This window comes from Alloalcanivorax balearicus MACL04 (assembly GCF_025532145.1).
GTDB lineage: Bacteria > Pseudomonadota > Gammaproteobacteria > Pseudomonadales > Alcanivoracaceae > Alloalcanivorax > Alloalcanivorax balearicus.
The window spans coordinates 48,284-62,039 of the sequence record NZ_ARXS01000005.1; the positions used below are offsets into that span (position 1 = coordinate 48,284).

A 13,756-nucleotide genomic window follows, 5' to 3' on the forward strand; every position below is an offset into this window, starting at 1 on the left:
CTTACCTCAGTTTCAGGGTCGCCAGACCCACCAGTACGAGCATTACGGTAATAATCCAGAACCGGACGATGATCTTCGGTTCCGGCCACCCCTTCAGTTCAAAGTGGTGGTGGATGGGCGCCATACGGAAGATGCGCCGACCGGTGAGCTTGAACGACGCCACCTGCAACATCACCGACACGGTCTCCATCACGAACACGCCGCCCATGATGAACAACACGATTTCCTGGCGGACGATCACCGCCATCACGCCGAGCACCGCGCCCAGCGCCAACGCGCCCACATCGCCCATGAACACCTGGGCCGGATAGGCGTTGAACCAGAGAAAGCCAAGCCCCGCTCCGCACAGACCGGCGACGATCACCACCAGTTCGCCGGCACCGGCGATATAGGGGATCTGCAGGTAGGTGGCGAACTCGGCGTGGCCACTGGCGTAGGCGAAAATACCCAGCGCCGCCGCCACCAGCACGGTGGGCATGATCGCCAGCCCGTCCAGGCCATCGGTCAGGTTGACCGCGTTGGAGGTGCCGTTGATGACGAAATAGGTCAGCACCACATAGAACCAGCTCAGGTTGATGGCCACGTTCTTGAAGAACGGCACGATCAATTGCGTTTCCGCCGGGCTTTGTGCGGTGAAGAACAGCACCAGTGCCGCGCCCAGCGCCCCCACCGACTGCCAGAAGTATTTCCAGCGCGCGGGCAGGCCGCGCGGGTTCTTTTCGATCACCTTGCGCCAGTCGTCCACCCAGCCGACGGCGCCGAACACCACCAGCACGCCCAGTGTTACCCAGACGTACCGATTGGACAGGTCCGCCCACAGCAGCGTCGCCACGGCGATGGAAACCAGGATCAGGCCGCCGCCCATGGTCGGCGTGCCGGCCTTGCTCAGATGGCTCTTCGGGCCATCGTCCCGGATCGCCTGGCCGACCTGTTTTTCCTGCAGTTTGCGAATCATCACCGGCCCGATCCAGAACGCCAGGAACAGCGCGGTGAGCACCGCCATGATGGCGCGCATGGTGATGTACTGGAAAACCAGGAATCCGCTGTACAGGCTCGATAGATTCTCCGCCAGCCAAAGCAGCATTTAGTGTCCCCCCTTGAGTTCTTCAAGCCGGTGCACCACAAGCTCCATGCGGGCAGTGCGTGAGCCTTTCACCAATACCGTGCCGCCAGCGTCGAGAACCGTGCCGGCATGCGCGGCGGCGTCATCGTGATCCGCCGCCAGAACGGCGCCTTCGCCGAAGCCCGCCGCGGCGGCTTCCGCCCCGGGCATGGCAATCAAAACATCCAGATCCCGGGACGCTTCTTCGCCCAGGGAACGCATGATGTCGCCGGCGCCGGGCCCCAATTCCCCCAAAGCCCCCAGCACCAGAGTTCGCGGCGCCGGCCGGTCGGCCAGCCAGCGCACCGCCGCCCGCACCGAACCGGGATTGGCGTTGTAGGTGTCATCCACCAACAGGCCGCTCCCCAGCTTCTTCAGATTCATCCGCCCCGGCACCGGACTCAGCGATTGCCAGCGGCCGATCACGTCGGCCAGCTCAACCCCCAGAGCACTGACGGCTGCCAGTGCCAACAAAGCGTTCTCTACTTGGTGGGCGCCGGCCAGCGGCACCCGCACCGGCAGTCCCTGAGGCATCAGCCGGAAACGCACCTCGGCGTCCTCCAGAACCACCTCTTCGGCACGCAGCGCGCCATCCGCGCCGCCAACGCGGACCACGTTCAAACCGCGCTTGGCCGCTTCCCCGGCGAAGAAGTCGGCGAAGCCATCGGCGTTGTTGATCACCGCGGTGGCACCCGCCGCACAGCCAGAGAAAATCTCCGCCTTGGCGCGGGCAATGCCTTCCATGGTGCCGAAGCCCTCCAGATGAGCGCCGGTCACATTGGTGATCAACACCACCCGCGGCCGTACCAGCGAGCTGGTCCAGGCAATTTCGCCCGGCGCATTGGCACCCAGTTCGATCACCGCCTGACGCACCTGGTCATCGAACCGCAGCAAGGTCAGTGGCACCCCGATGTCGTTGTTGAGATTGCCCAGGGTCGCCAGGGTCCCTTCGCCCAGCAACGCGGCGATCATTTCCTTCACCGTGGTCTTGCCGGCGTTGCCGGTCACCGCCACCCGGGGAATCGCGAATCCGGCGGCGTAACCCGCCGCCAGCAGGCCCAGCCCACGGCGCGAATCCGCCACCGTCACCTGGGACTCGAAAACGTCCTGATCGGTTTCCACCAGCGCGGCCACGGCGCCGGCTTCACGGGCCTGCTCCAGGAAGGCATGGCCGTCGAAGCGTTCGCCACGCAGGGCCACGAACAAGGTACCAGCGGACAATCGGCGGGTATCGGTGGACACCGCGCTGATATCCCGGTCGGCGCCGCGCAGTACGCCACCGGTCCACTCGCTGATCCGTGACAGACGCATCATGCCTGCCCTCCCCGGCGTGCCAGCGCCGCCCGGGCCAGCGCCCGATCGTCCATGGGATAACGATGGCCGGCCACTTCCTGATAACGTTCGTGGCCTTTGCCGGCGATCAATACCACATCACCGGCCTCGGCTTCGGCGATGGCCCTGGCCACGGCTTCGGGCCGGTCGCTCAGACATAGCGCTGCTTGCGGCCGGTTCATGCCACCACGGATTTGTTCGATGATGCCTTCCGGCGCCTCATTGCGCGGGTTATCGCTGGTGAGCACCACGCGGTCGGCCAGCTTTTCCGCCACCGCGCCCATCAGCGGGCGCTTGCCGGTGTCACGGTCACCGCCGCAACCCACCACGCACCACAGCCGACCGGGGAAATGACCGCGCACACCGCTCAGGGCCTTCTCCAGACCGTCCGGTGTATGGGCGTAATCCACTACCACTACCGGCTGCCCCGGCTGGCACAGGGATTCCATCCGTCCCGGCACCGACGTCAGCGCGCCCAGTCCCTGACTGAGCGCCTCGTTGTCCCAACCCAATCCGTGCAGAACACCGGCCACCGCCATCACATTGCTCAAATTGAAGTCGCCGTACAGCGGCAGACGCAGGGATACCGGCTCGCCACCCACGCTCAATACCATTTCCATGCCTTCTGGCAGGGCGCGATGCTCCAGACAACGAACGGTGGCGCCATCCGTGGATCCAAACGTCACGCAACGCACACCATCGTCAAGGCTGGCCACCAGCGTGGAAGCGGCCTCGTCGTCGGTGTTGATCACCGCCATGGCCAGCCCCGGACGGGTGAACAAAGAACACTTGGCGTTCAGATAGGCGTCCATGCTGCCGTGGTAATCCAGATGGTCGCGGCTGAGGTTGCTGAACACCGCGCAGGGCACTCTGGTGTCCCCCAGACGCCCCTGATCGAGAGCGTGGGAGGACACTTCCATGGCAACGTAATCGGCGCCTTTTTCCCGCAGACCGTACAATGCCGACTGCAGGGTGATCGGGTCCGGCGTGGTGTGGCCGGTATCCGCTTCTTCCCCTTTCAGTCCCACCCCCAGGGTACCGACCAGTCCACAGCGGTGGCCGACGGCGTCAAGGGCGTCGCGCAGGAACCAGGTAATACTGGTTTTACCGTTGGTGCCGGTCACTCCGACAACGTTCAGTTGGTTGGCGGGGCAGCCATAAAAACGGGCGGCCAGGGTACCGATCCCGCGGCCAAGCCCGGGAATCCCGATGCGCGGCACCGCGCCGCTCTGGTCAACGGTGAAGGCGTCGCCTTCCTGCAGGATGGCCGCGGCTCCGGCCTCGACGGCGGCACCGATATAACTGCGGCCATCAGCACGGAATCCGGGCACCGCCAGGAACACATCACCGGGGCGGACCGCCCGGCTGTCCAGCCGCAGCGCCATAACCGGCAAGCCGGCCAGGTCGGCCGGCAATGCAAGATCGGTCAGCAATTGGCCCAGGGTGATCATGTGCGACCCTCCCCGTCCGGCTCACCGGCGATGACCCCTTCCGGTTTGTCCGGCGGCACGTGCATGGCACGCAGGGCGCCGCCAACAATGGTGGAGAATACCGGCGCCGCCACCAGACCGCCGTAGTAGGCGCTTTGGTCCGGATCATCGATCACCACCACGGCGGCGATGCGCGGATCGGTGGCCGGCGCCAGACCCGCGAAAATGCCCTGATAGCGGTGTTCGGCATAGCCGGTGGCGGTCAGTTTGTGCACCGTGCCGGTCTTGCCCGCCACCTGATAACCGGGGATACGGGCACGGCGGGCGGTGCCCAACTGGCCGACCACGGTTTCCAGCATGTCGACAATGGCACGGGCGGTATCCGTGCCAATCACCCGCTCGCCCTGGGGTGCCTCATCCACCTTGATCATGGACAGCGGCACCCGGCGCCCCTGATTACCGAGAATGGCGTAGGCCTGTGCCAGTTGCAGAGCCGTCACGCTGACACCATAGCCGTAGGACAGCGCCGCCCGTTCCACATCACGCCACTTGGCACGGATCGGCAGCACCCCGCCGCTCTCGCCAGGAAAGCGCACGCCGGTGGGCTGGCCGAAGCCGAACCGCTCGAGCATGGCCGGCAACACCTGTTGATCCATGGACAGCGCCAGTTTGCTGGTGCCCACGTTGGAGCTCTTGGTCAACACCGTGGTCACATCGATGACGCCATAATCACGATGGTCGCGAATGGTTTTCGGCCCCACACGCAGATAGCCCGGGTGGGTATTAATGGCGGTGGCGGGGGTAACCATGCCCTGCTCCAGGGCCGCGGCCACGGTGAACGGTTTCACCGTGGAACCGGGCTCGAACAGGTCGGTGACGGCCCGGTTGCGCAGGCTGGAGGTATTGATGCCACTGCGGTTGTTGGGGTTGTAGCCCGGCTGATTGACCATGGCCAGAACCTCGCCGGTCTTCACGTCCAGCACCACCACCGAACCACCGGTGGCACCGAAACGTTGCACCGCGGACATCAGCTCCTTGTACGCCAGATACTGCAACCGCAGATCCAAGCTCAGGGTGACATCCTCACCCGGACGCGCCGGCTCGATCAGTTCGATGTCCTGAATCACCCGTCCCAGCAGGTCACGGACCACTTTTTTGCGGCCCGGCGCGCCGGTGAGCTGCTTGTCGAAGGCCAGTTCCACGCCTTCCTGGCCCTGCTCATCAATGTTGGTGAACCCGACCACATGACTGGTCACTTCACCGGCCGGGTAATAGCGGCGGTACTCCGTCAGCGAATAGACACCCGGCACGCCCAGGGACAGTACGGATTCCGCCTGTTCCGGCGCCAACCCACGAGCCAGATAGATGAACTCCCGGCTGGCATGCGCTTTCACGCGCCGGGCGAAATGCGCCCGGTCAATAATCGGGTTGCCGGTCAGCTTGGACCATTGCTGCTGATTCTCCATCGCTTCCTGGGGGTTCGCCCACAGCGTCACCACCGGAGTACTGACCGCCAGCGGCCGGCCATTGCGATCGCGAATCACGCCCCGATTGGCGGCCAGGGGTTCCACCCGCAAATTGCGAATATCGCCCTGGTGGGCCAGGAATTCATGCTCGACCACCTGCAGGTCCACCGCCCGCACCACTAACACACTGGCGCACACCAGCCAGAACGCCAGCACCAGGTGCCAGCGTCTGCCGGTCCAGCGTTTGCTGGCGACCGGTTTGCGTGTCGCTTTGCGTTTGTTGGCGCTCATGGCCGTGTCAACACTCGCTCATCGGTGGTCGGGACTTTCATGCCCAGCTTTTCTCTGGCCAGGCTCTCCACCCGGGCGTAACTGCCCCAGGTGCTGTGTTCCAAAAGCAACTGGCCCCACTGGGTTTCCAGTTGCGCCTGGCGCCGTTGCAGCCGCTGACTCTCATCGGTCAGGCGGCGTGCCTCGTGCACCGTATAACTGACGGCCAGTGCCGACCCCACTACCAGGATCAGCAACGGCCAATGCAGCCAGCGGGCCATCAGGCCACCCGCTCCGCCACGCGCAGCACCGCGCTGCGGGCGCGTGGGTTATGCCGCACTTCTTCCTCCGCGGCCCGCCGGGCCTTGCCCAACGGCCGCAGCCGCTGTGGTGTTTCCTCACCCAGCGGCAGGCCGCGGCGCCATGCCGGACTGGTCGCGGATAAACAGCTTCACCAGCCGGTCTTCCAAAGAATGGAAGCTGATAACGGCGAGACGCCCGCCTCTCGAGCGTTTGTGCCAGAGTCGCTTCCAGCGCCTCCAACTCCCTGTTGATGTGGATGCGCAGGGCCTGGAAGCTGCGCGTCGCCGGATGCTTGCCTGGATCGCCCTTGCCCAGCACCGACTCAATCAGATCGGCCAGTTGGCGGGTGGTCCGCAACGGCGTTTCCTGACGGCGCGCGACTATGGCACGGGCAATGCGCCGTGACTTGCGCTCCTCGCCGAAGCGATACAACACATCGGCGATGTCTTTTTCCTCGGCGCGGGCCAGCCAGTCGGCCACGCTTTCACCACTGCCCGGATCCATGCGCATGTCCAGCGGACCGTCGCGCAGAAAACTGAACCCGCGGCTGGCGTCGTCCAACTGCGGCGAGGACACACCCAGATCCAGCAACAGACCGTCAATCGGCCGCCCGGCCTCACTCACCAGCTCCGGCAGACAGTCAAAACGGCCGGCGTGAATACAAAACCGGGCATCTTCCGCCTCCAGTTGCTCACCGGTGGCCACCGCTTGCGGGTCACGGTCCACGCCCGTCAGGCGCCCGGCGGGCGACAGCAGGGACAACAAGGCACGACTGTGGCCACCGCGGCCAAAGGTGCCGTCCACATAGAAGCCGTCGTCCCGCGTGAACCACATTTCCAGTACCTCCTCCAGCATCACCGGCTGGTGTGCGTACTGCTTCCCGTTGTTCATGCCATGACCTCGCGGCGTCAGAACGACAGAGCCTGCACGCTCTCGGGCATGGCTTCCTGGTCCAGGTTCTGCTGTTCGAGTTCGTTCCAGGTGTCTTCGGCCCAGATTTCAAAGCGGTGCAGCAGCCCCACCAACATGGCGCGCTTCTCCAGCCCGACCACGTCCCGCAGTTCCGGCGGCACCAGCAGACGACCATTACCGTCCATGTCCATTTCCACCGCCTGCCCCAGGAACCGGCGCTTCAACGCACGAACCTGGGCGTGGGCGTCACTCTGCGCGGCTACCTGGCGGGCGATCTCACGCCACTCGGGAAACGGGTACATCACCAGACAGGCGTCATAGGGGTGCTGAGTAAGCACGACGCGGCCACCGCAAGCGCTGTTCAGCGACTCACGGTAGCGCGTCGGCACGGTCAGCCGACCTTTTGCATCCAGATTGAGCGCGGTACGCCCATTGAACACTGGCCTTCCCCTTTTATGTCGGAGCATTGGGAGCGGTCATCCGTCCCACTTCGCCACACCGGATGAAGCCTTTTTCCCACTTCATCCCACTTTTCACCACATTGCGACACTCTATGGCCAGCGCTTTTCACAAGTCAAGTTTCACGACATTGGCGAATGTAAAAGAAATTCCTTGAAAATCAGTTTGTTAGCTGTGTCACATTGAAAGGGGAATAAAGGAGGGGAAATTGGTTCTGAAACTAATCAGACAGCTGCGCCCTGGAGCTGAGAAAGCACTTTAAGTATTAGATCATTTAGAAATAATAAATTATATTTAATGTTTATTTTGTTCTTTCTGGGTGAGCGCCAACTCTCCCGGGAAGCCGGTAATGCTCCACCCCCATCAAGTCGGGGCCACATTCCAACCGTTCCAGCCAATCCAGAAAGCGCCCAATGGTCACTCGAGACGCAAAATAGCCCCCGTGCTGCGGCACGATCATTGCCGGACTCAATTCCCGCACCATGCGCACCCAGTAGCGACAAGCACGGTTGCCAGCCATGTAGCGCCGATGAAACCCGGCCATGGCCGGAATGTGATCCTCGAAACGGCTCACCTCGCCTTCCTCCCCACCCAGAGAGGCGCCGATATCACCGGAAAACAGGATGCGGCTGAGTGGATCGTAAAAACTGAAATTACCCACCGAATGCAAGAAGTGGGCGGGCAAGGCCCACAGTTCCGAATCCGCGAACGGCAATATCGCCCCTTTGTCCGGCAGCGCCAGAATCCGCTCCTGCCATTGCTCGCCCACCCGCGAAGTGACAAAGGTGGACGCCAGATGGGGCAGAAACCGCGACCAGAGCCGGGATACCGCCACCTTGCAGTGGGAATGCAACATCCAGCGCGGCAGCGAGGCGATGATATCCGGGTCCTGGTGGGACGCCAGAATGTAGGTGAGATCACGCAGGTTGAGATGACGGCTCAATTCGATGGTCAGAGGGGTATAGGTAAGATCGCCGCCGGGATCGATCAGCGCGCCCTGTTCGCCATGGCGAATGGCGAACTGATTGGCCTGCACGCCTTCGCCCTGGACCAGATCATGAAATCTGGCCACCACGTGATCGCCCTGTTGGAACAGAATATCCGCCCGTGTCATCGCGCCTCCTCCTTGATGTAAATCAAGTATTTTGCATAGGCGCGACGGAGGGCACTTGATCTGTATCAAGACCCGTCCAGGACGGGTCCCGACATTGAGGCAATAAGGTGGGCCGGTCGATAAGCCGGGTTCTGTCGTGGGCAGCCATTCATCTGGGATCCCCGTCACCGGGGACCTCTAGCGACCTACCCGGATCCAGCGCGGGCCACGCCATTGGATCCCTATTTGGTCTTGCTCCGGGTGGGGTTTACCCTGCCACCGCTGTTACCAGCGGCGCGGTGCGCTCTTACCGCACCTTTTCACCCTTACCCGCCCCCGAAGGAACAGGCGGTCTATTTTCTGCGGCACTGGCCGTAGCCACACCGTCACCAGTGTGGCCCCCAGGCGTTACCTGGCACCCTGCCCTGTGGAGCCCGGACTTTCCTCCAGCGGTTTCCCGCCAGCGGCTGCCTGACCGACCCGGGCGCAGCATAATGGATTCAGTTAATAGTGAACAGGGAATAGTTAATAGTTGCGCGAGCAGCGACAGAGTGTCCTTAAAGGTACCAGGCCGCGCCCAGCCCCAGGAGGCACTCTTCCCGCTTTTCAAAGAAGGCTCGGGCACCAAACCAAGAATTGCGGATAAGCAAGGGCGTTTTGCAAAACCGCAACGCCTCTTGTTTTTCGCTGTTACCTATTCACTATTCACTGTTAACTGCTTCCAGGTAGTTGTACAGCGCCTGCCGCTTGAGCCCGGTATGCGCGGCCAGCACGCGGGCGGCGCGGGACAGGGGCAGTTCTTCCAGCAGGGCGCGGGCCAGGGCCCGGTCGCGCTCGCTGAGCTGGTCGCTTTGCAGCGCCGGTCCCAGCACCAGCACCAGTTCTCCACGCTGCTGGTCCTTGTCGGCGCGCACCCATTCCAGCACCTCCGCGACCGGTCCCCGGCGTACGGTTTCGAAGCGCTTGGTCAGTTCCCGGCACAGGGTCAGTTCCCGCTCCGGTGCCACTTTCGGTGCCAATGCCTCAAGCAGGGACAGCACCCGATGGGGCGCTTCGTAAATAATGGAGGTCACGTCAGCGGCGGCCAGGCGCTCCAGAACCCGTTCACGGGCGGCGCCCTTGGCCGGCGGAAAACCTTCAAACAAAAAGCGGTCGCTGGGCTGGCCGGCCACCGCCAGCGCCGCCAGCAGCGCCGAGGCCCCGGGGATCGGCACCACCGCCACCCCGGCGTCCTGGCAAGCCCGTACCAGACGGTAGCCCGGATCACTGACCAGCGGCGTGCCGGCATCGCTGATTAATGCGCCACTCTCGCCATCGGCCAGCCGTGCCACCAGATCCGGAGCCCGTTGCTGTTCATTGTGGTCGTGGCAACTGATCAGGCGGGGGGAAATCCCCAGTTGCTGCATCAGCCCCTGGCTGTGCCGGGTGTCCTCGGCGGCCACCCAATCCACCTCCTGTAACACCTGGATGGCGCGCCGGGAAATATCGTCCAGATTACCGATCGGTGTGCTGACTACGTACAGGTAGCCCGCTTCGGCGTCGTGGCAGGGTCGGGTCATTTTACGTGCTCTGTCTCACTGATAGGGCAAGAGAAGGGGCGCGCAGCGCCGCCGGGGGTTATTCGCGAGTCGGAAAGTCCCTACAATACCGGCTCCATTCCCGCAGTAGCAAAGGGTTATCCCACCGTCATGGAATTGAGACAGGTTAAATGGGCCGCGTTGCTGGTGATCCTCGCCATCACCGGCTGCGTCCAGACACCGGGGGCGTACCAGCGCACCGGCACCCCCGCCATGGACACGGCTCCCGCCCGTGAAGCCCCTTCCAGCACCGAATCCGCAAGACAACGCCTTGGTGATATGGCGGATCCGGCGCGGACCGATACCGCCCTATCGTGGGCCAGCTATTACCTGGTCAACGACCGGGCCAGGGAAGCCAGTGAAGTGCTGGACCTGGTGCGCGGCGGCGCCCAGAGCATGGATCAGCGTTTCCGCTGGTTGCAGTTGAGTGCCCAGGCCTTGCTTGGCCAACGCAAACCGCAACAGGCGCTGGATCTGCTCAACAATTACCAGGGGGACATCCGCTCCCTGCCCGCGGATCAGCAGGCACGCCTGGCTTTGCTGCGGGCGGATGCCCTTGCTCTCAACGACAACTTGATGGAAAGCCTCAAGGAGCGGGTCGAAATCCAGCCGCGACTGGGGCGCTCCGACCGCGCCTACAACCAGGATATGACCTGGCAGGCGCTGCTGCGTGTACCGCGCAGCCAATTGCAGCGGGAAGCCGAGGGCGCCAGCGGTGATCTGCTCGGCTGGCTGGAACTGGCGGACATCTACCGCGACGCCCAGGCTGGTCTCGATGATCAGGTGGCGCGCATCAACGACTGGCAGCAGCGCTGGCCGCAGCACCCGGCTCAGGCACAGTTGCCCGAGACCCTCAACGCCATGCGCCGCGCCGCGCAGGAGCGGCCGGCCCGGGTCGCGGTTCTGCTGCCGGAAAGCGGCCCGCTCGCCTACGCCGGCAACGCTCTCCATGACGGTTTGATGGCGGGCTACTATCTGGCCCGTGATAACGGCGACTACACCCCCGAGTTGCGCTTCTACGATACCGCCGACGCCGATGCCGTCCAGGTTTACCAGCAGGCGGTGATGGATGGTGCTCAGTTCGTGATCGGCCCGCTGGCCAAGGACCAGGTCGCCGCCATCGCCGCACTCGGCACCCCGCCGGTGCCCACTCTGGCGCTGAATTACCTGGACGACGGCGGCAACGGCCTCTATCAGTTCGGCCTGGCGCCGGAAGACGAGGCCCGTCAGGTGGCCCGTGACGGCTCCGCCGCCGGCGCGGTGAGAGCAGGCGTACTCTACCCCAATTCGGAGTGGGGCTACCGCGTCGCCGAGGCGTTCAGTGATGCCTGGCAGTCACAAGGTGGCTCCATCGTGGCCAGCCGCACCTACGCCGATGACGATATCGGCGGCTCGGTGAAAGCCTTCCTCGATGAAGCCCGTAGCAATCTCGGTTCCAGCGGCGGCAAGGAATTCCGCCCCCGCGGCCCGGAGGACATGGCGTTTGTGTTCCTGGTAGCCAACGCCGACCAGGGACGTCAGGTCAAACCGGCCCTGAACTACCACTACGCCCGCTATCTGCCGGTGCACAGCACCTCGTACATTTACGGCGGAGTCCCTGATCCGCGCCGCGACCAGGATCTGGACCGGGTCCAGTTCGTGGACATGCCCTGGGTGTTGAACCCGGACCAGCGTCTCAAGGATATGGCCGCGGCGAACTGGCCCGATGGCCACGGTCGTTACACGCGCCTGTTCGCCATGGGCGTGGACGCCTTCCGTCTGCAGGCCCGGCTGCCCATGCTGAACAGCGCCCCGGGCAGCACCTTGTCCGGCGCCACCGGCGTGCTGCACCTGGACGGCAAACGTGTGGTGCGCCAACTGCAGTGGGCCACCTTCAAAGGGGGTCTGCCCAGCCCGCTGCTGACGCCCTGATCCGATGCTCGGCGCCTGGCGTGGTCAACGGGCGGAGTGGCAGGCCTTGCGCTGGTTGCGGGAGCGGGGCCTGCGCCCGGTGGCGCGGAACTACCGTTGCCGCCGAGGCGAGGTGGACCTGATCATGACCCACCACGACACCCTGGTCTTCATTGAGGTACGCTGGCGCAGCCGTCGCGACTACGGTGGCGCGCTGGCCTCGGTGACCCGCGCCAAACAACGGCGGCTGCACGTCGCCGCCCGTCATTTTCTGGCTCATAATGCCCGCTGGGGCTCTCATCCCTGCCGTTTCGACGTGCTCGGACTGGAACCGGATGGTGACGGAGAGGTCCGTTACCAATGGGTGCAAAACGCTTTTTACGGAGACGAATGATGAGTGTGGATCGCATCAGGCAATTGTTCGCCGAAAGTCTGGAGACCAAGGCAAAGGCCGGGGAAGTGCTCCCCGAGGTGATCGCCATGGCCGGCCAGGTGATGGTGGAATGCCTGCTCAACGGCGGCAAGATTCTCAGTTGCGGCAATGGCGGTTCCGCTGGCGATGCCCAGCACTTCTCCTCCGAATTGCTCAACCGCTTCGAAATGGAGCGCCCGGCGCTGCCGGCGGTGGCACTGACCACCGACTCCTCCACCCTGACCTCCATCGCCAACGATTACAGCTATAACGAGATCTTCTCCAAGCAGGTGCGCGCGCTTGGCAACAGCGGCGACGTGCTGCTGGCGATTTCCACCAGCGGTAATTCCGCCAACGTGATCCAGGCGATCCAGGCGGCCCACGACCGTGACATGAAGGTCGTGGCGATGACCGGCCGGGAAGGCGGCGAGATGGTGAACCTGTACGGCCCCCAGGACATCGAAATCCGGGTGCCGGCGCACTCCACTGCCCGCATTCAGGAAGTACACCTTCTGGTGATTCACTCCCTGTGTGATTTTATCGATCAACAGCTGTTCGGAGGAGCCTGATGCGCGTCACCGGTTTGATCGTGTTGTTGGCCGCCCTGCTCACCACGGGCTGCACCACCATGACCAAGAACATGTCGGAGCAGCCGGTGGATCAGGACCACGGCTCCCGCACCTTCGGGGCGTTCATCGAGGACGGCAACATCGAGCGCAAGGTGAAGATCAATCTGGCCCGCACCAGCGCCGATCTGGACGAATCCCACATTGTCGTGGTCAGCTTCAACGGCAATGTGCTGTTGGCCGGCCAGGTGGCCAGTGAATCACTGAAAGCCCAGGCGGAAAATATCGCCGGCGAAGTGCGCCATGTGCGCAACGTCCACAATGAACTGCGCGTGGCCGGCAACAACTCCGCCATGGCCCGCACCAACGACGCCTGGCTCACCACCAAGGTGAAAAGCCGCCTGGTGCTGAGCGGCGATACCCCTGGCATGCGCACCAAGGTGGTCACCGAGAACGGCGTGGTTTATTTGATGGGGCTGCTCACCCATGAAGAAGCCGACCAGGCGGTGCAAAAAGTTCAAAAAGTCGGCGGCGTGCAGAAGATCGTCAAGATTATCGAATACATCGACTGATCCATCCGGGGCGGCCCTACCGCCGCCTCTTGCCTGATCATCTTCCGAGCACCGCCACCAGACTGGCGGTCGCCAGCGACAACACCGCCACTGACAACCACACCACTGAAACCGTGGCTGGCAACGCGCCCCCTCTATTCATGTAACCAGCCTGCAGACAATAGCGGCGATACAGCGATTTGCCGATCAACAAAGCGCAAAACAGTGCTAGCACCATAAGCCCATGGGAAACTCCGGAATGATGCGGCAGCCAGCGCATCAATATCACACCAACCACCGTCAGGGATACCATGGTGCGCCGCCAGGAAAGCCAGTTGCGCTCAGGCTGCAATCCAGGGTCCGCGTGCAAACGATGCCCCATCAATCACCATC

The 13,756-nt window shown here is 63.5% G+C and carries 13 protein-coding genes, 1 other RNA gene and 1 pseudogene; 4 read left to right on the plus strand and 11 right to left on the minus strand.

Annotated features, from left to right (window positions below):
- Position 1 precedes the first annotated feature (1 nt).
- From mraY to rsmI, 10 genes and pseudogenes are all read right to left on the minus strand, one after another.
- Positions 2–1,084 (minus strand): phospho-N-acetylmuramoyl-pentapeptide-transferase, encoded by a 1,083-nt coding sequence (gene mraY / locus MA04_RS05905; protein ID WP_014995819.1) that lies wholly within the window; start codon positions 1,082–1,084, stop codon positions 2–4.
- Complete coding sequence (locus tag MA04_RS05910) at positions 1,085–2,416, minus strand: UDP-N-acetylmuramoyl-tripeptide--D-alanyl-D-alanine ligase (protein WP_262459770.1); 1,332 nt, start codon at positions 2,414–2,416, stop codon at positions 1,085–1,087.
- The gene (locus tag MA04_RS05915; RefSeq protein WP_262459771.1) at positions 2,413–3,885 is read right to left on the minus strand and encodes a UDP-N-acetylmuramoyl-L-alanyl-D-glutamate--2,6-diaminopimelate ligase; all 1,473 of its coding nucleotides are present in this window, start codon (positions 3,883–3,885) and stop codon (positions 2,413–2,415) included. The genes MA04_RS05910 and MA04_RS05915 overlap by 4 nt, the downstream gene beginning before the upstream one ends.
- Complete coding sequence (locus MA04_RS05920) at positions 3,882–5,621, minus strand: peptidoglycan D,D-transpeptidase FtsI family protein (RefSeq protein WP_262459772.1); 1,740 nt, start codon at positions 5,619–5,621, stop codon at positions 3,882–3,884. Before MA04_RS05920 ends, MA04_RS05915 begins: the two co-directional genes overlap by 4 nt.
- Positions 5,618–5,812 carry a cell division protein FtsL gene (gene ftsL / locus MA04_RS05925; protein WP_262459884.1) on the minus strand — a complete coding sequence of 65 codons (195 nt, stop codon included), beginning with the start codon at positions 5,810–5,812 and terminating at the stop codon, positions 5,618–5,620. The genes MA04_RS05920 and ftsL overlap by 4 nt, the downstream gene beginning before the upstream one ends.
- 68 nt (positions 5,813–5,880) lie before the next feature.
- Positions 5,881–6,794: pseudogene (rsmH, locus tag MA04_RS05930) on the minus strand (16S rRNA (cytosine(1402)-N(4))-methyltransferase RsmH).
- Between the two features lie 17 nt (positions 6,795–6,811).
- Positions 6,812–7,255 (minus strand): division/cell wall cluster transcriptional repressor MraZ, encoded by a 444-nt coding sequence (gene mraZ, locus MA04_RS05935; protein ID WP_014995825.1) that lies wholly within the window; start codon positions 7,253–7,255, stop codon positions 6,812–6,814.
- 320 nt (positions 7,256–7,575) lie between these two features.
- Positions 7,576–8,388, minus strand: coding sequence for an MBL fold metallo-hydrolase (locus MA04_RS05940; protein ID WP_262459773.1), 813 nt, complete (start codon positions 8,386–8,388; stop codon positions 7,576–7,578).
- Positions 8,389–8,492: 104 nt separating this feature from the next.
- Positions 8,493–8,850, minus strand: an RNA gene (gene rnpB / locus MA04_RS05945) — RNase P RNA component class A.
- A 218-nt stretch (positions 8,851–9,068) separates the two neighbouring features.
- Positions 9,069–9,926 (minus strand): 16S rRNA (cytidine(1402)-2'-O)-methyltransferase, encoded by an 858-nt coding sequence (rsmI, locus tag MA04_RS05950; RefSeq protein WP_163126350.1) that lies wholly within the window; start codon positions 9,924–9,926, stop codon positions 9,069–9,071.
- A 129-nt stretch (positions 9,927–10,055) separates the two neighbouring features.
- Here rsmI and MA04_RS05955 point away from each other — a divergent pair, with 129 nt between their 5' ends.
- From MA04_RS05955 to MA04_RS05970, 4 genes are read left to right on the plus strand one after another with little or no spacing between them, the layout of a single operon-like run.
- The gene (locus tag MA04_RS05955; protein ID WP_262459774.1) at positions 10,056–11,855 is read left to right on the plus strand and encodes a penicillin-binding protein activator; all 1,800 of its coding nucleotides are present in this window, start codon (positions 10,056–10,058) and stop codon (positions 11,853–11,855) included.
- 4 nt (positions 11,856–11,859) lie between these two features.
- Entirely contained in the window at positions 11,860–12,228 is a 369-nt protein-coding gene (locus MA04_RS05960; RefSeq protein WP_163126354.1) for a YraN family protein, read from the plus strand.
- Positions 12,228–12,815 (plus strand): phosphoheptose isomerase, encoded by a 588-nt coding sequence (locus MA04_RS05965; protein ID WP_085942845.1) that lies wholly within the window; start codon positions 12,228–12,230, stop codon positions 12,813–12,815. The genes MA04_RS05960 and MA04_RS05965 overlap by 1 nt, the downstream gene beginning before the upstream one ends.
- Positions 12,815–13,384, plus strand: a complete 570-nt coding sequence (locus tag MA04_RS05970; protein ID WP_163126356.1) for a BON domain-containing protein — start codon at positions 12,815–12,817, stop codon at positions 13,382–13,384. Before MA04_RS05965 ends, MA04_RS05970 begins: the two co-directional genes overlap by 1 nt.
- A gap of 37 nt (positions 13,385–13,421) precedes the next feature.
- On the opposite strand, the gene MA04_RS05975 is transcribed toward MA04_RS05970, so the two are convergent.
- On the minus strand, positions 13,422–13,745 hold the full coding sequence (locus MA04_RS05975; RefSeq protein ID WP_262459775.1) for a DUF202 domain-containing protein: 324 nt from the start codon (positions 13,743–13,745) through the stop codon (positions 13,422–13,424).
- Between the last annotated feature and the right edge of the window lie 11 nt (positions 13,746–13,756).

Coding starts and splice junctions, on each gene's coding strand:
- MA04_RS05920 (WP_262459772.1), bottom strand. CDS start 5,621: ATGAGCGCCAACAAACGCAAAGCGACACGCAAACCGGTCGCCAGCAAA.
- MA04_RS05940 (WP_262459773.1), bottom strand. CDS start 8,388: ATGACACGGGCGGATATTCTGTTCCAACAGGGCGATCACGTGGTGGCC.
- MA04_RS05975 (WP_262459775.1), bottom strand. CDS start 13,745: ATGGGGCATCGTTTGCACGCGGACCCTGGATTGCAGCCTGAGCGCAAC.
- MA04_RS05910 (WP_262459770.1), bottom strand. CDS start 2,416: ATGATGCGTCTGTCACGGATCAGCGAGTGGACCGGTGGCGTACTGCGC.
- MA04_RS05955 (WP_262459774.1), top strand. CDS start 10,056: ATGGAATTGAGACAGGTTAAATGGGCCGCGTTGCTGGTGATCCTCGCC.
- MA04_RS05915 (WP_262459771.1), bottom strand. CDS start 3,885: ATGATCACCCTGGGCCAATTGCTGACCGATCTTGCATTGCCGGCCGAC.
- rsmI (WP_163126350.1), bottom strand. CDS start 9,926: ATGACCCGACCCTGCCACGACGCCGAAGCGGGCTACCTGTACGTAGTC.
- mraY (WP_014995819.1), bottom strand. CDS start 1,084: ATGCTGCTTTGGCTGGCGGAGAATCTATCGAGCCTGTACAGCGGATTC.
- MA04_RS05965 (WP_085942845.1), top strand. CDS start 12,228: ATGAGTGTGGATCGCATCAGGCAATTGTTCGCCGAAAGTCTGGAGACC.
- MA04_RS05960 (WP_163126354.1), top strand. CDS start 11,860: ATGCTCGGCGCCTGGCGTGGTCAACGGGCGGAGTGGCAGGCCTTGCGC.
- MA04_RS05970 (WP_163126356.1), top strand. CDS start 12,815: ATGCGCGTCACCGGTTTGATCGTGTTGTTGGCCGCCCTGCTCACCACG.